Below are 16056 nucleotides of genomic sequence, written 5' to 3' on the forward strand. Positions count from 1 at the left end.
TTGGGTCGCAACTTCCAGGTGATCTACGAGCAGGCCAACTCCCACGGACAGAAGGTCCAGTCCGCGGGCAACAACATGGCCAGCACCGACAGCGCCGTCGGGTCCAGCTGGGCCTGACGCCACGTCTCGACGCCGGGGCCGCACACCGACTGGTGTGCGGCCCCGTTTTACTGCGCAGTCGCTGAAATCCGCTCAGGTACCGTCGATTTCGATAACCCAGGCACCGTGATGATTTCGGCGCCGTCAAATGAACGACTCTGCATCCCAGCACCTTTCGAAAGTGCCGGCCGACACGCCTACATTTGAGAATTCTATGAACTCCGTGACAATCGGGTGTGCAGCCGGTCAGAATAGAGGGACATGACCGCCACGGCCGGATACTCAGGCTCGCAGCGCCCCCGCCAAGCCATCCTGGGGCAGCTGCCCAGAATCAACCGTGCCGATGGGTCACCGATCAGGGTTTTGCTGGTCGACGACGAGCCGGCGCTGACCAATTTGGTGAAGATGGCGCTGCACTATGAGGGCTGGGTTGTCGACATCGCCCACAACGGGCGCGAGGCCATGGCCAAGTTCGAGAAGATCAGCCCCGACGTCCTCGTCCTCGACATCATGCTTCCCGACGTGGACGGGCTGCGGATCCTGGAACGGGTGCGCCAATCCGACGCCTACACCCCGACGCTTTTCCTTACCGCGCGCGACTCGGTGATGGACCGGGTGACCGGCCTGACCGCGGGAGCCGACGACTACATGACCAAACCCTTCAGCCTGGAGGAATTGGTCGCCCGGCTGCGCGGGTTGTTACGCCGCTCCGGCCAGTCGCCCACACGGGCCGCCGAAACCCTCGTAGTCGGCGACCTCAGGGTCGATACCGCCAGCCGTGAAGTCACCCGCGGCGACACCCCGGTGTCGCTTTCCTCCACCGAGTTCGAGTTGCTGCGCTTCCTCATGCGCAATCCGCGACGCGCGCTGAGCCGCACCGAGATCCTCGACCGGGTGTGGAACTACGACTTCGCCGGGCGCACCAGCATCGTGGATCTCTACATCTCCTACTTGAGGAAGAAGATCGACTCCGGCCGGGAGCCGATGATTCAAACGGTTCGCGGTGTGGGGTACATGCTGCGGCCGGCGGAATGACCCGCGACCGGGCCAGGGCATCCGGGGGCTTTCCCCGGTGGTTTCCCTCGTCGCTGCGCCGCCAACTGCTCTGGGGCGTACTGGCCGTGGTCAGTGTGGTGCTGGTGACGGTCGGCATCGTTTCCGTGCTCAGCCTGCGTGGCTATGTCAACGCCATGAGCGACGCCGACATCGCCGAATCCCTGGACGCGTTGAGCCACCAGTACACCAAATATCGCAACGGCGAACACACTTCGGTGCATCCGGGTACCCCGCCGATCGGACAGGCGATGCTCGAATTCACCGGACAAAGACCCGAAAACCTCATCGCCGTGCTGCGCAACCACGTTGTGATCGGGTCGGCGGTCTTCTCCGAAGTCGAAACGAAACCCGCGCCGGACGACGTCGTCCGCCTGCTCGAAGCGCAATCGTGGCCCGGCGGGCCGCCACGGACCGAAATGCTGGGCGGGCTAGGGTCTTACCGCGTCGCCAGCACGGTAGATGGATCCGACGTGCTTGTGGTCGGGACGCCGCAGAACATCGCCGACCGAATCATGGCGCGCAAACAGATCACCACCATCGCGCTGACCGCGGCGGCTTTGGCGCTGACCGCCGCCCTCACCGGATGGGTCGTCGGGTACACGCTTCGCCCGCTGCGCCGGCTTGCGGCGGTCGCGGCCAACGTCGCCGGCATGCCGCTCGCCGACGACGAGCACCGGATCAGCATCCGGGTTCAACCGCCGGACACCGACCCGCGCAATGAAGTCGGGATCGTCGGTCACACGTTGAACCGGTTGCTGGACAACGTGGATAGCGCGCTGGCGCATCGTGTCGAATCCGACCTGCGGATGCGCCAATTCATCAGTGACGCCAGCCACGAACTGCGGACACCGCTGGCGGCCATTCAGGGCTACGCCGAACTCACCCGTCAGGACAGTTCGGCGCTGCCGCCGACCACCGAGTACGCGCTGGCCCGGATCGAATCCGAAGCTCGGCGGATGGCATTGCTCGTCGACGAGTTGCTGCTGCTGTCCCGGCTGGGTGAAGGCCAAGACCTGCAGTCCGACGACGTCGACCTGGCCGAGCTGGCCAACAATGCGGTGAACGACGCAACGGTGGCCGCGCTGACCCACCACTGGGCCAAAGACCTGCCCGACGAGCCGGTCTGGGTGCGGGGGGACCACGACCGCCTGCATCAGTTGGTCAGCAACCTGCTCGGCAACGCCCGCGTGCACACCCCGCCCGGGGTCACGGTGACGACCGGAATCACCTGCCACCGTGACGGTCCCGAGCCCCCCTTCGTGGAATTGACCGTCACCGACGACGGACCGGGTATCGACGAAGAACTGCTGCCCAGGCTGTTCGAGCGGTTTGTCCGGGCGGACACGTCGAGATCCGACGGGTCGGGTCACGGACTGGGCCTGTCCATCGTCAATTCGATCGTCAAGGCCCACCAGGGCTCGGTCACCGTCGAATCCACGGAGAACATCACGGTTTTCCGGGTGCGGCTCCCCCTGATCGCGGCGGCCACAGGGCGTTAATAAACCGTAAAGGTGCACGGCACCCGCGTTAGGAAACCGTCAACCCACACGCGCTGCCGGACGGTGCCCAGATAATTTCAAGCTGACTTTTCCTCCGAGTCTGTCGCTGGACCGTGGTGACCCGCTGCGCCCGGCTTCGCCGCGCTTGCGATCACCACGCGCGGCGGCTGACTCGATTGAGATCACTGTCGTATGCACGTGATCGGCGCGGAACGGAGACGAGATGGGCGTGGCGGTGTACGTGGTGCTGACCGTGGCGGTATTCGCCGCGCTCGGCTTGGCTCAGAAGCTGGTCGAACGGCTGTGAACTACCAAAATACCGTCGGCTTGGTGCTTTCCGTCGTCATTGCGCTCTATCTCGGAGGTGCGCTGCTGTTCCCGGAGAGGTTCTGAGTGAGCAGCACGACGGCCGGGGTTATTTTCCTCGTTGTTCTCGTGGCGGCGGTGGCGGTCGTGCACGTGCCCTTCGGGGACTACATGTTTCGGGTGTACGCCTCGGAAAAGGATTCGTCGACCGAGCGAGTGATCTACCGGCTGATCGGCGTTGATGCGCGCTCGGAACAGACATGGGGGGCCTATGCCCGAAGCGTGCTGGCGTTCTCGTCGATCAGCGTTCTGTTCCTGTTCGCGTTCCAGCTCGTCCAGCGCACGTTGCCGCTGCACCTGCATGACCCGGCCACGAGGCTGACTCCCTCCCTGGCATGGAACACCGCGGTCAGCTTTGTCACCAACACGAACTGGCAGGCCTACTCCGGCGAATCGACGCAGGGCCATCTCGTGCAGATGGCCGGTCTGGCGGTGCAGAACTTCGTTTCCGCCGCCGTCGGGATGGCGGTGGCCGTCGCGCTGGTGCGCGGGTTCGCCCGCACCCGCACCGGCGAGCTGGGCAACTTCTGGGTCGACCTGGTGCGCGGAACGCTGCGCATCCTGTTGCCCGTTGCCCTCGTCAGCGCGATCCTGCTGATCGCCGGCGGGGCGATCCAGAACTTCCACCTGCACGACCAGTTGGTCACCACGGTCAACGGGACCCCGCAGACCATCACCGGCGGGCCGGTGGCCAGCCAGGAGGTCATCAAAGAGCTCGGCACCAACGGCGGCGGCTTCTACAACGCGAATTCCGCGCACCCGTTTGAGAATCCGACCGGCTGGACCAACTGGCTGGAGATCTTCCTCATCCTGGTGATCGGGTTCTCACTGCCGCGCACGTTCGGTCGCATGGTGGGTAACACCAAGCAGGGCTATGCGATTGCGGCGGTGATGGCGACGCTGTACACGATCAGCACCACCGTCATGCTGTGGTTCCAGACGCAACACCACGGCACCGTGCCGACCTCGATCGGCGCGGCGATGGAGGGAGTCGAGCAGCGCTTCGGCGTCACCGACTCGGGGGTGTTCGCCGCCGCGACGACGCTCACCTCCACCGGCGCCGTCGACTCCACCCACGACTCCCTCACCAGCCTCGGCGGCATGATCACCATGTTCAACATGCAGCTGGGTGAGGTCGCGCCCGGCGGCACCGGCTCCGGACTGTACGGCATTCTTGTGCTGGCGGTGATCACCGTGTTCGTTGCCGGGCTGATGGTCGGACGCACCCCCGAATACCTCGGCAAGAAGATCAACCCGCGCGAGATCAAGCTTGCCGCAAGCTATTTCCTGGTTACCCCGTTGATCGTGCTGACCGGCACCGCGATCGCGATGGCGCTGCCCGGCGAACGCGCCGGCATGCTCAACAGCGGGCCGCACGGCCTTTCGGAGATCCTCTACGCGTTCACCTCGGCGGCCAACAACAACGGGTCGGCCTTCGCCGGGCTGAGCGCCGACACCGACTGGTACAACACCGCTCTCGGTCTGGCCATGGCCTTCGGCCGGTTCCTGCCCGTCGTGCTGGTGCTCGCGTTGGCCGGATCGCTTGCCCGCCAGGGCAGCACACCGGACTCGGCGGGCACCCTGCCCACCCACCGGCCGCAGTTCGTGGGCATGATCGCCGGTGTCACGTTGATCGTCGTTGCCCTCACGTTCTTGCCCATGCTCGCGCTCGGGCCCCTCGCCGAAGGAATCCACCGATGACCGCGACCGCGGTCGAGCCGGCCGAGCAGCCGCAGCCTGCGGCGCCCACCGGCAGACAACGGGTGCAGGCCGGCCTGCTCGACCCGAAGATGCTGTGCAAGTCGGCGCCGGATGCGCTGCGCAAACTCGACCCGCGCACCCTGTGGCGCAACCCGGTGATGTTCATCGTCGAAATCGGCGCCGCCTGGAGCACCGCGCTGGCGATCATCGACCCGACATGGTTCGCCTGGTTGGCCGTGATCTGGTTGTGGCTGACCGTGCTGTTCGCCAATCTCGCCGAAGCCGTCGCCGAGGGCCGGGGCAAAGCCCAGGCCGAAACGCTGCGCCGGGCCAAGACTCAAACCGTGGCCCGGCGGCTCAAGGACCGGGCACCCGGGGCCGTCGCGATCGAGGAGGCAGTCGCCGCAACACAATTGCAGCGGGGCGACCTCGTCGTGGTCGAGGCGGGCCAGGTGATCCCCGGCGACGGAGACGTGGTGGAAGGCATCGCCTCCGTCGACGAATCGGCCATCACGGGCGAGTCGGCCCCGGTGATCCGCGAGTCCGGCGGTGACCGTTCCGCGGTCACCGGCGGGACCACGGTGCTCAGCGACCGGATCGTCGTGAAGATCACCCAGAAGCCCGGCGAGAGCTTCATCGATCGGATGATCGCGCTCGTCGAGGGCGCCAATCGGCAGAAGACCCCCAACGAGATCGCGCTCAACATCCTGCTGGCCGCGTTGACGATCATCTTCGTCTTCGCCGTGGCGACCCTGCAGCCGTTGGCGATCTACTCCAAGGCCAACAATCCCGGCGTCCCGAATACCCAGGCGCTGGGTGCAAGCGGTGTCACCGGCATCGTGATGGTGTCGTTGCTGGTGTGCCTGATCCCGACCACGATCGGCGCGCTGCTGTCGGCCATCGGCATCGCCGGCATGGACCGGCTGGTGCAGCGCAATGTGCTCGCCATGTCCGGGCGGGCGGTGGAAGCCGCCGGTGACGTCAACACCCTGCTCCTGGACAAGACGGGCACCATCACGCTGGGCAATCGGCAGGCAGCCGCCTTCATCCCGCTCGACGGCGTCGCCGCCGAACGACTGGCCGACGCCGCGCAGTTGTCCAGCCTCGCCGACGAAACGCCGGAAGGCCGCTCGGTTGTCGTGTTCGCCAAGCAGCACTTCGGACTGCGTGCCCGCACACCGGGTGAGCTGTCGCACGCCCAATGGGTGACCTTCTCCGCCACCACCCGGATGTCGGGTGTCGACCTCGATGGGCACCTGCTGCGCAAGGGCGCGGCGAGCTCGGTTGCGGAATGGGTACGCAGCCAAGGGGGTAACGTCGCGCCGCAGCTCGGCCAGATCGTCGACGGCGTCTCCGCCGGCGGTGGCACGCCGCTGGTCGTCGGGGAGAGTGTCGACGGCCAGGCCACCATCCTCGGCGTCATCCACCTCAAAGACGTCGTCAAGCACGGCATGCGCGAACGGTTCGACGAGATGCGGCGGATGGGTATCCGGACGGTGATGATCACCGGCGATAACCCGTTGACCGCCAAGGCGATTGCCGACGAGGCCGGAGTCGACGACTTCTTGGCCGAGGCCACACCCGAGGACAAGCTCGCGTTGATCAAGCGTGAGCAAGCGGGCGGCAAACTGGTCGCGATGACCGGTGACGGCACCAACGACGCGCCGGCGTTGGCGCAAGCCGACGTGGGCGTGGCGATGAACACCGGCACCTCGGCCGCCAAAGAGGCCGGCAACATGGTCGATCTCGACTCCGATCCCACCAAGCTCATCGAGATCGTCGAGATCGGCAAGCAGCTGCTGATCACCCGCGGGGCGTTGACCACCTTCTCGATCGCCAACGACATCGCGAAGTATTTCGCGATCATCCCGGCGATGTTCGTCGCACTGTTCCCCGGGTTGGATCTGATCAACGTGATGCGGCTGCACAGCCCGCAGTCGGCGATCCTGTCCGCGGTCATTTTCAACGCGATCATCATCGTCCTGCTGATCCCGCTCTCGCTGCGCGGTGTGCGGTACACACCGAGCAGCGCGTCAAAACTGTTGAGCCGCAACCTGTATGTCTACGGCCTGGGCGGGATCGTCACCCCGTTCATCGGAATCAAGGCGATTGACCTGATCGTCCAATTCATCCCAGGGATGTCCTGACATGATGTTCTCGAATTTCGTCCGTTTGCACTGGGCGGCGTTGCGTGCGCTGCTGGTGCTGACCGTGATCACCGGTCTGGCCTATCCCCTGTTCGTCTGGGTGGTCGCGCAGCTTCCCGGATTGCGGGACCACGCCGAGGGGTCGATCCTCACCGCGGGCGGTAAGCCGGTGGGCAGCAGGCTGATCGGCCAGCCGTTCACCGACAAGGACGGCAACCCGCTGCCGCGGTACTTTCAGAGCCGACCCTCGGCGGCCGGCGCCGGCTACGACCCGACCTCGTCGGGCGGCAGCAACCTCGGGCCGGAAAGCATCATCGACACGCCCGCCGACCCGTCGCAACGGGCGGCCGGCAAGTCCGCGTCGGACGCGGGCTTCAAGGCGAGCCTGCTGACCACGGTGTGCTCGCGTAGCGCCGCCGTCGGCAAATTGGAGGGAATCGACGGGTCGCGGCCGTTCTGCACCGGCGGCGGTGTGGGCGCGGTGTTGTCGGTGATCGGTCCGCGCGACCCGCGCGGAAACGTCGTCCACCCGACTCGGGTGGTCAGCGTCAACGAGCCCTGCGGATCGGCGCCGGCGCCCTTCCTCACCCTGTACGAGGGTGTGCGGGTCGAATGCGCCAAGTACGGTGACGACTACTCGATCGGCCGGACCGTACCCATCCGCGGGGCCGCACCGGCCAAGCCCGCCGTGCCGGCCGACGCGGTCACCGCCGGCGGCAGCGGCCTCGACCCGAACATCTCGCCGGCCTACGCCGACATCCAAGTGGCGCGGGTCGCCAAGGCGCGCCGGGTCAGCCCGGATCGGATCCGTGAGCTGGTGGCGCAGAACCGGAGCGGGCGCGCGCTGGGATTCTTCGGTGAACCGTGCGTCGATGTGCTGCACCTAAACCTGCAACTCGACCACCGGTATCCGGTCACGAGTTAGCTCCAAGGGGGGATGATGGTTGACGTGAGCGACGTCGGCCACCGCAACCCTCCCAAGCGGGGGGAGCTACGCATCTACCTCGGTGCGGCTCCGGGCGTGGGCAAGACGTATTCGATGCTGGGTGAGGCACATCGGCGGCTGGAACGTGGCACCGATCTGGTGGCGGGCGTGGTGGAAAGTCACGGGCGTGCGAAAACCGCTGAGCTGCTTGACGGCATCGAGGTCATTCCACCGCGCTCTATCGAATATCGTGGCGGCAGCTTCCCCGAACTCGACGTGCCGGCCGTGCTGGCGCGCCACCCGCAGGTCGTCCTCGTCGACGAACTCGCGCACACCAACACGCCGGGCAGCAAAAACCCCAAGCGGTGGCAGGATGTCGAGGAATTGCTCGACGCCGGGATCACCGTGATCTCCACGGTGAACGTGCAGCACCTGGAAAGCCTCAACGACGTCGTCGCCCAGATCACCGGTATCGAGCAGAAAGAGACGGTCCCGGACCTGATTGTGCGCCAGGCCGCACAGGTCGAGCTCATCGATATCACGCCAGAGGCGCTGCAGCGCAGGCTATCCCATGGAAACGTTTACGCTCCCGATCGCATCGATGCGGCGCTGTCCAACTACTTCCGCCGCGGAAATCTCACCGCGCTAAGGGAACTGGCGCTGCTGTGGCTTGCCGACCAGGTCGACACGGCGCTGGCCAAATACCGGGCCGAGAACAAGATCACCGACCTGTGGGAGGCCCGCGAGCGGGTCGTCGTGGCGGTCACCGGTGGGCCCGAATCCGAGACATTGGTGCGACGGGCGTCCCGGATCGCGTCGAAGTCCACCGCCGAGCTCATGGTGGTGCACGTCATCCGCGGTGACGGCCTGGCCGGCCTGTCGGAGTCCCGGATGGCCAAGATCCGGGAGCTGGCGACCAGCCTGGACGCTTCGCTGCACACCGTGGTCGGCGACGAGGTGCCCACGGCCCTACTCGAGTTCGCCCGCGAGATGAACGCCACACAGCTGGTGATCGGCACCTCGCGGCGGTCCCGCTGGGCGCGCCTGTTCGAGGAGGGAATCGGACCGAGGATCGTCGAGCTGTCCGGAAAGATCGACGTGCACCTGGTCACGCACGAGGAGGCCAAACGTGGCTTCCGCACGGCCTCACTCGCACCCCGCGAGCGGCGGGTGACGTCATGGTTGGCAGCCGTCATCGTGCCGTCGATCATCTGCGCGATCACCGTCACGACGCTGGACTCGCACCTGAACACCGGCGGCGAGAGCGCCTTGTTCTTCGTGGGGGTGCTTCTGGTCGGATTGTTCGGAGGTGTTGCGCCCGCGGCACTTTCGGCAGTGCTGTCCGGGCTGCTGCTGAACTACTTCCTGATCGCCCCGCGACACAGCTTCACCATCGCCGACCCCGACAGCGCCATCACCGAATTGGTGCTGCTGCTGATCGCGGTCGCGGTCGCGGTTTTGGTCGATTTCGCCGCCAAACGCACCTGGGAAGCCCGCCGCGCGTCGCAGGAGGCCGAGCTGCTCACCCTGTTCGCGGGCTCGGTGCTGCGCGGCGCCGACCTCGAAACGCTGCTCGAACGGGTGCGAGAAACCTATGCCCAACGCGCGGTGAGCATGCTGCGGGAGCCCGGCGAGGACGCGCGCGCCGGCGGGACGCAGGGCCACGTCGTCGCCTGCGTGGGCAGGGATCCCTCCGTCACCGTCGACTCGGCGGACACGGCGATCGAGGTCGCCGGCCCAGATTCCAGCGAGTTTCAGATGCTGCTGTCGGGCCGAAAGCTTTCCGCGCGGGACCGGCGGGTGCTCAGCGCGGTGGCCAGGCAGGCCGCCGGTTTGATCAGGCAGCGGGAGCTCGCCGAGGAAGCCAGCCGGACCGAGGCCGTCGTGCGGGCCGACCAGCTGCGGCGCTCGCTGTTGTCCGCGATCAGCCATGACCTGCGCACGCCGCTGGCGGCGGCCAAGGTCGCGGTGTCCAGCCTGCGCGCCGAAGATGTCGCCTTCTCCGCCGCCGACACCGCGGAATTGCTGGCGACCATCGAGGAGTCGATCGACCAACTCACCGCGCTGGTCGGCAATCTACTCGATTCGTCACGGCTGGCCGCCGGGGTCATCCACCCGGACATGAGCCGGGTGTACCTGGAGGAAACCGTGCAGCGCGCGCTGGTCAGCATCGGCAAGGGCGCCACCGGCTTTTTCCGGTCCGCCATCGACCGGGTCAAGGTGGATGTGGGCGACGCCATGGTGATAGCGGACGCCGGGCTGCTGGAACGCGTGCTGGCCAACCTGATCGACAACGCGCTGCGGTACGCACCCCACTGTCTGGTCCGGGTCAACGCCGGGCGGGTGGGCGATCGGGTGCTGATCAACGTCATCGACGAGGGGCCCGGAATATCGCATGGGGCCGAGGGCCAGATCTTCGAGGCGTTTCAACGGCTCGGCGATCACGACAACACCACCGGCGTCGGTCTGGGGATGTCGGTGGCGCGGGGCTTCGTCGAAGCGATGGGCGGAACAATTTCGGCCACCGACACTCCAGGAGGCGGACTGACCGTGATCGTGGATATCGCCGCGCCGCAACCGATAGGTACATCATGACCCGCGTGTTGGTGATCGACGACGAACCACAGATCCTGCGGGCGCTGCGCATCAACCTGTCCGTGCGGGGTTATGAGGTGATCACCGCGGCGAGCGGCGCCGGTGCGCTGCGCGCCGCCGCCGAGCACAAGCCCGACGTGGTGATCCTCGACCTCGGTCTGCCCGACATCTCCGGCATCGACGTGCTGGCCGGTCTGCGCGGTTGGCTCACCGCGCCGGTGATCGTGCTGTCCGCACGCACGGATTCGTCGGACAAGGTCGAAGCCCTCGACGCCGGCGCCGACGACTATGTCACCAAACCCTTTGGGATGGACGAGTTCTTGGCACGGCTGCGCGCGGCGGTCCGCCGCAACACCGCGGCCTCCGAACTAGAGCAGCCGGTGATCGAAACCGAGTCGTTCACGGTCGATCTGGCCGCGAAGAAAGTCACCAAGAACGGCAGCGAAGTACACCTCACCCCGACCGAGTGGGGGATGCTCGAAGTCCTTGTCCGCAATCGCGGCAAGCTGGTTAGCCGTGAGGAGCTCCTCAAGGAGGTGTGGGGTCCGGCCTATGCCACCGAAACACATTATCTGCGTGTGTATCTCGCGCAGCTACGCCGCAAGCTCGAAGATGACCCGTCGCATCCCAAGCACCTGCTGACCGAGTCGGGCATGGGCTATCGATTCGAGGTATGACGCCCGCCGCCACCCGCATAGTCCCATCCGCCACACGCGTCTCTCCGGACGGCGGCACGTTAATTGCCCACCTCATAGCGACTCTTTGCTGCCGCCTCCCGCAACGCCAGCACGCGCCGATGGATCCGATGTTCGGTGCCACGCGGCATGTATCCGGGACCATACCGGCCACGCCCACGCCGCCACACCCTGCCGCGTTCGACCTCCCACCGCAGCGCGTCCGACACCACCTTCGATGGTCTGCCGCGCACCCAGAAGCCGTGCCATTTCAACGCATCCAGCAATTCGGCGATCGTCGCCGGCCCATGAACGGCCAGCTGCATCGTGAGCACGTAGCGCAGCTCGATGCCTTTGAGCGGATAGGTCATCCCCGGACCGTCGCATACGGGTACGACACGCCCGAAGTTGTCGCTGAAAGGCGGGCAAAAGTGGTGTCCACTTTTCTAGAGACTGGTGAGGCGGATGTGACTAATCCCGAGCTACTCGGCGATCGACAGCACGATGCCGTCCAAGATGTCGTGCTCACTCACCGTCAACTCGTCGATACCCGCCCGGGCACGCAGCTCACGCGCCAGCTCCTCCACCACGATCGCGCCCCCGCCGATCACGTCGGCCCGCCCCTCGTGCATCGGCGGCAGCGCCGCGCGCTCGGCGCGCGTCATCTGAATCAGCCGCTCGCACACCGTCAACAGATCCGTGCCCGCGACACGCGAAAGATGAATGGCCGCAGGGTCATACGCCGTCAAATTGTGCGCCAGCGCGGACAGCGTGGTCATCGTTCCGGCCAGCCCCACCCAGGTCCGCGCCCCTTCGACGGGCACCACGCCCAGCGCGACCCCGAGCCGCTCGCGCACCAGCTGCCGGGCCGCGGCCACTTCCGCGGGCGTCGGGGGATCCGAATGCAGGCAACGCTCGGTCAGCCGGACACAGCCGATGTCGGCCGAGTAGCTGGCCGCCGCAGCCGCACCCCCGACGACGATCTCGGTGGACCCGCCCCCCAGGTCGACGACGACGAAAGGCCCCGCCGCACTGTCCAATTCACCGACCGCCCCGCGGAACGACAGCTCGGCCTCCTCGCCGCCGCTGATCACCTCGGCCACCGAACCGGGGAGCACCGCGCCCAGCACGTCGGCGGTCATCGCAAAGAAGTCGTCACGGTTGGCGACGTCGCGGGCGGCCGACGTGGCCACCATCCGCACCCGTGCGACCCCGTGCTCTTTCAGCAGCGCAGCGTAGTCCGTCAGCGCCGCCCGGGTTCGGGCTATCGCCTCCGCCGCGAACTCACCCGTCGCGTCGACCCCCTGGCCCAGCCGCACGATTCGCATCTCCCGATGCACGTCACGCAGCCGGCCCCCCTCTTTGAAGTCGGCGATCAGCAATCGAATCGAGTTGGTACCACAGTCGATTCCCGCGAACCTGCCCTTCACCATCGACCCTCTACCAAAACGCCGGCCATCGCGGGTTCGGCGGCCAGGATCGCCAGCGCCTCGTCGCCGAACGGATTCACGCCCGGCCCCTTGGCCAGCGAATGGGCGATCAGCACGTGCAGACACTTGACCCGGTCGGGCATTCCGCCGCCGGAGAACGTGGTCCCCATCGATTCGATCGCGTCGCGCTCGGCCAGATACGACTCGTGCGCGCGCCGGTAGGCGGTCGCCAAGTCCGCGTCACGCGCCAGCCGCTCGGTCATCTCTCGCATCAATCCCGTCGTCTCGAGCCTGCTCGCGGCCGCCGTCAGCACCGGATGCGTCAGGTAGTACAACGTCGGAAAGGGGGTACCGTCAGGTAATTTCGGCGCGGTCTTCACTACGCCGGGTTCACCGTTGGGACACCGGTAGGCGATTTCGAGCACCCCGCGCGGCTCACGCCCGAGCTGGCGCGCCACCGCCTCCAGGTCGGCGCGATCAACCACCGGGGCCCGTGGGATTCGGTGCGGGCGGACCCGGTTCGGCCGGCGGGGGCGGAGTTTCGGGGGCAGGCGGGTTGGCCGGTGGCAGGTGCGGGGCGTCGGCGATGGTGTGCCACAGCGACGTGTACCACGGGTCGTTGTTGACCGGTTTCGCCGACGGGGATCCCGGCTGGGTGGGCTCGGCCGCCGACGGCGGAAGCTGAACCTGAAACGGGATGTCTCCGGGCTTCACGAAGCCGAGCCGCTCGCGGGCCTGCGCCGCAATGTAGGCCGGGTCACCGAGTTTGGTCTTTCGCTGCTCCAAATCCGCGATCTGACGGCGCAGTGCGGCTTCGCTGGCGGCCAGCTGATTCATCTCGGTGCGCTGCGCGAAATACGTGCGCACCGGTCCGGCGATGGTCAGCGTCAGCACGCAGATCACCGCGGCCAGCACCGCCGCGCGCCGCGCGGTGAAACCCAGCCGTTGATCGGAGCGCTGCTCAACCGATTCGGCGGCTTGGCGGGTGATGGGTTCGACGACATGCTCTTGCTGCGTGGTGTTGCGACCGGCGTGGTTCGCCGTGGGCGACGTCCGCGAAGACGGCTTCGACGACGGCTTGGCCGAGCGGCGGCGCCGAACCGGATCAGCGGCGTTCCCCGGGCGCGACGCCGGGGAACGCCGCTTCGGATCGGGCCGCTTCGCGTCAGGCATTGCACATCTAGCCGTTGAGAATCAAGCTATTTCGCGTCCACAGCGTACCGCGGGAAGGCCAGGTCGCCGGCGTAGCGGGCGGCGTCGCCGAGCGCCTCCTCGATCCGCAGCAGCTGGTTGTATTTGGCGACGCGCTCGCTGCGGGCGGGCGCACCGGTCTTGATCTGCCCGCAGCCGACGGCCACCGCCAGGTCCGCGATCGTGGTGTCCTCGGTTTCGCCGCTGCGATGGCTCATCATCGTGCGGTAGCCGCTGTGGTGGGCGAGCGCGACGGCGTCCAGCGTCTCGGTCAGCGTGCCGATCTGATTCACCTTGACCAGCAACGCGTTTGCCACGCCCTTGTCGATACCCTCTTCCAGACGTTCGGGATTGGTGACGAAGATATCGTCGCCAACGATCTGCACCCGGTCGCCGATCGACGCGGTCAGGGTGACCCAGCCGTCCCAATCGTCTTCGGACAGCGGGTCTTCGATGGACACCAGCGGATAGGAGCCGAGCAGCCCGGCGTAGAACTCCGCCATCTGCTCCGCGGTGCGGGTGGCGCCCTCGAATTTGTAGCCCGCCCCGTCGGTGAAGAACTCGGTGGCGGCCGCATCGAGGGCCAGCGTCACGTCGGCGCCGAGCCTGAAACCGGCCGATTCGACGGCCCGGCTGATCAGATCCAGGGCCGCGGTGGTGCCCGCCACGTCGGGAGCGAAGCCGCCCTCGTCGCCCAGCCCCGTGCTCAAGCCCTCCTTCTTCAGCACCGACTTCAGCGCGTGATACACCTCGGCGCCCCAGCGCAGCGCCTCGGCGAAGCTGGGCGCACCGATCGGCGCCACCATGAACTCCTGGATGTCGACGGCGGTGTCGGCGTGCGCGCCGCCGTTGAGGATGTTCATCATCGGCACCGGCAGGATGTGTGCGTTCGGGCCGCCGAGGTAGCGGAACAGCGGCAGCTCGGCGGAATCGGCGGCCGCCTTGGCCACGGCCAGCGACACGCCCAGGATCGCGTTGCCGCCCAGCCTCGACTTGTCGGGCGTGCCGTCCAGATCCAGCAGCGCCTGGTCGACCAGCCGCTGGTCGTCGGCGTTGAGGCCGATCACCGCCGGGCCGATCTCGTCCAGCACGGCCTGCACCGCCTTCTGCACACCCTTGCCGCCGTAACGCTCGCCACCGTCGCGCAACTCGACGGCCTCGTGCTCGCCCGTCGACGCGCCCGACGGCACCGCCGCGCGGGCAAACGTCCCGTCGATCAGGGCTATCTCGACCTCGACTGTCGGGTTACCGCGGGAATCGAGGATCTCGCGGGCCCCGACCTGCTCGATAATCGGCACTGGGTTCTCCTTGTTCGCGTAAGGCCTGGGTCAGCGATACATCCTGCTACAACGGGTGACCTTTCGCGTAAGCGGTCGCCCAATCCCGGACCGCCCGCGCGTAGACCCCGGAGTTGTTGTAGGCCCGCAGCGCGGTGATCCAGCCCCGCGGCGTTGCGAGATCCTTTCCGCGCCAACACAGATAGCCCGCCGCGGCGAGCGCGGCATCGTCGATGTTGTCCGGGCTGACACGGCCGTCGTTGTGAGCATCGACCCCGTAGAGCCGCCACGTCTCCGGGATGAACTGCATCGGCCCCATGGCGCGCGTCACGCCGTCCCCGTCGGTGAGGTCTTCGTCGGTGTCGACGATGCGCAGCGTGCCGCCGCTGCCGTCCAGCCGGACACCGCGAATCGGGGGGCTGACATCTCCGTTGGGGGCCAGTGTGGCGCCGCGGTAGGTGCCGTGGTGGCTCTCCACCTGTCCGATACCCGCCAGCGTGGTCCAGGCGATGTGGCACTTCGGGTTCTCGACTTCGGCGACCCGGGCCGCGTACGCGTAGGCCTCGAGCGCGATCACCGGGATCTCCAATCCGGCCGACCGTTGCGCCGCCCAGTCGCGCAACTGTTCGGCGGGCCGGCCGCTGGCGTGAGTGTCCACCGACGGTACCGGGTCTCCCACCGGGGGCGGCACACCGTCGGGAATGAACAGGCTGAGCTGCCACGTGCAGCTGGAGGCCAGAACGATCGCGGTCGCGCCGATCACGGCGGCCGCGCGCATCCAACGCCTCGGCGACACCATGCTCTCCTGAGCTCCCCTAAACTCGCCTGCACCAACTTCCGCCACACCATCGTCCCATGCAATGGGGGACCGCTCGGTCGCGTCGGGCCTGGGCGCACCGACGTTTTGCCGGTTTCAGCTAATCGCCGATTAGCTGCTGGCCGCCTTGGCTAGCGCAGTCAGACCAACGCCGACCACGGGGGTTCGCAACCTCATCGGCGATATTACCGAGCGGCCGACGACAAATCCGGCAAACATCGCGGCGATCGCTCTCGCCGATGCCGACGGGAGACAATCCGCGGCATCGCCGCCGTTCAC

The 16056-nt window shown here is 67.0% G+C and carries 15 protein-coding genes and 1 pseudogene; 10 read left to right on the forward strand and 6 right to left on the reverse strand.

What is annotated here, in order from left to right:
- The 10 genes and pseudogenes from EPN51_RS05630 to EPN51_RS05670 all read left to right on the forward strand — a co-directional run.
- A pseudogene (locus tag EPN51_RS05630) lies at nucleotides 1–117 on the forward strand (type VII secretion protein EsxI); the annotation flags it as partial.
- A gap of 243 nt (nucleotides 118–360) precedes the next feature.
- On the forward strand, nucleotides 361–1134 hold the full coding sequence (locus EPN51_RS05635) for a response regulator transcription factor (protein WP_293038438.1): 774 nt from the start codon (nucleotides 361–363) through the stop codon (nucleotides 1132–1134).
- On the forward strand, nucleotides 1131–2654 hold the full coding sequence (locus EPN51_RS05640; protein ID WP_293038441.1) for a HAMP domain-containing sensor histidine kinase: 1524 nt from the start codon (nucleotides 1131–1133) through the stop codon (nucleotides 2652–2654). The genes EPN51_RS05635 and EPN51_RS05640 overlap by 4 nt, the downstream gene beginning before the upstream one ends.
- Before the next feature lie 223 nt (nucleotides 2655–2877).
- Nucleotides 2878–2961, forward strand: coding sequence for a potassium ABC transporter ATPase (locus EPN51_RS05645; protein ID WP_293038906.1), 84 nt, complete (start codon nucleotides 2878–2880; stop codon nucleotides 2959–2961).
- Nucleotides 2958–3047 carry a potassium-transporting ATPase subunit F gene (locus EPN51_RS28965; RefSeq protein WP_366509392.1) on the forward strand — a complete coding sequence of 30 codons (90 nt, stop codon included), beginning with the start codon at nucleotides 2958–2960 and terminating at the stop codon, nucleotides 3045–3047. The genes EPN51_RS05645 and EPN51_RS28965 overlap by 4 nt, the downstream gene beginning before the upstream one ends.
- Nucleotides 3048–4721, forward strand: a complete 1674-nt coding sequence (kdpA, locus tag EPN51_RS05650) for a potassium-transporting ATPase subunit KdpA (protein WP_293038444.1) — start codon at nucleotides 3048–3050, stop codon at nucleotides 4719–4721.
- Entirely contained in the window at nucleotides 4718–6868 is a 2151-nt protein-coding gene (gene kdpB / locus EPN51_RS05655; RefSeq protein ID WP_293038447.1) for a potassium-transporting ATPase subunit KdpB, read from the forward strand. Before kdpA ends, kdpB begins: the two co-directional genes overlap by 4 nt.
- Before the next feature lies 1 nt (nucleotide 6869).
- Nucleotides 6870–7793 (forward strand): potassium-transporting ATPase subunit C, encoded by a 924-nt coding sequence (locus EPN51_RS05660; RefSeq protein ID WP_293038450.1) that lies wholly within the window; start codon nucleotides 6870–6872, stop codon nucleotides 7791–7793.
- 12 nt (nucleotides 7794–7805) lie between these two features.
- On the forward strand, nucleotides 7806–10388 hold the full coding sequence (locus tag EPN51_RS05665) for a sensor histidine kinase KdpD (protein WP_293038453.1): 2583 nt from the start codon (nucleotides 7806–7808) through the stop codon (nucleotides 10386–10388).
- Nucleotides 10385–11065, forward strand: coding sequence for a response regulator (locus EPN51_RS05670; RefSeq protein ID WP_293038456.1), 681 nt, complete (start codon nucleotides 10385–10387; stop codon nucleotides 11063–11065). The genes EPN51_RS05665 and EPN51_RS05670 overlap by 4 nt, the downstream gene beginning before the upstream one ends.
- Nucleotides 11066–11124: 59 nt before the next feature.
- On the opposite strand, the gene EPN51_RS05675 is transcribed toward EPN51_RS05670, so the two are convergent.
- The 6 genes from EPN51_RS05675 to EPN51_RS05700 form a co-directional block, all read right to left on the reverse strand.
- Nucleotides 11125–11433, reverse strand: coding sequence for a hypothetical protein (locus tag EPN51_RS05675; protein WP_293038459.1), 309 nt, complete (start codon nucleotides 11431–11433; stop codon nucleotides 11125–11127).
- A gap of 111 nt (nucleotides 11434–11544) precedes the next feature.
- Nucleotides 11545–12495: a Ppx/GppA phosphatase family protein gene (locus EPN51_RS05680; RefSeq protein WP_293038462.1), complete on the reverse strand. Its 951-nt coding sequence runs from the start codon at nucleotides 12493–12495 to the stop codon at nucleotides 11545–11547.
- Nucleotides 12489–12977, reverse strand: coding sequence for a DUF501 domain-containing protein (locus EPN51_RS05685; protein WP_293038465.1), 489 nt, complete (start codon nucleotides 12975–12977; stop codon nucleotides 12489–12491). The genes EPN51_RS05680 and EPN51_RS05685 overlap by 7 nt, the downstream gene beginning before the upstream one ends.
- The gene (locus EPN51_RS05690; RefSeq protein WP_293038468.1) at nucleotides 12970–13665 is read right to left on the reverse strand and encodes a septum formation initiator family protein; all 696 of its coding nucleotides are present in this window, start codon (nucleotides 13663–13665) and stop codon (nucleotides 12970–12972) included. Before EPN51_RS05690 ends, EPN51_RS05685 begins: the two co-directional genes overlap by 8 nt.
- A gap of 26 nt (nucleotides 13666–13691) precedes the next feature.
- On the reverse strand, nucleotides 13692–14981 hold the full coding sequence (gene eno, locus EPN51_RS05695; RefSeq protein ID WP_293038471.1) for a phosphopyruvate hydratase: 1290 nt from the start codon (nucleotides 14979–14981) through the stop codon (nucleotides 13692–13694).
- 46 nt (nucleotides 14982–15027) lie between these two features.
- Entirely contained in the window at nucleotides 15028–15756 is a 729-nt protein-coding gene (locus tag EPN51_RS05700; protein WP_293038908.1) for a lytic murein transglycosylase, read from the reverse strand.
- Nucleotides 15757–16056: the final 300 nt, after the last annotated feature.

This window comes from Mycobacterium sp. (assembly GCF_004298145.1).
In the GTDB taxonomy this organism is placed as follows: Bacteria; Actinomycetota; Actinomycetes; order Mycobacteriales; family Mycobacteriaceae; genus Mycobacterium.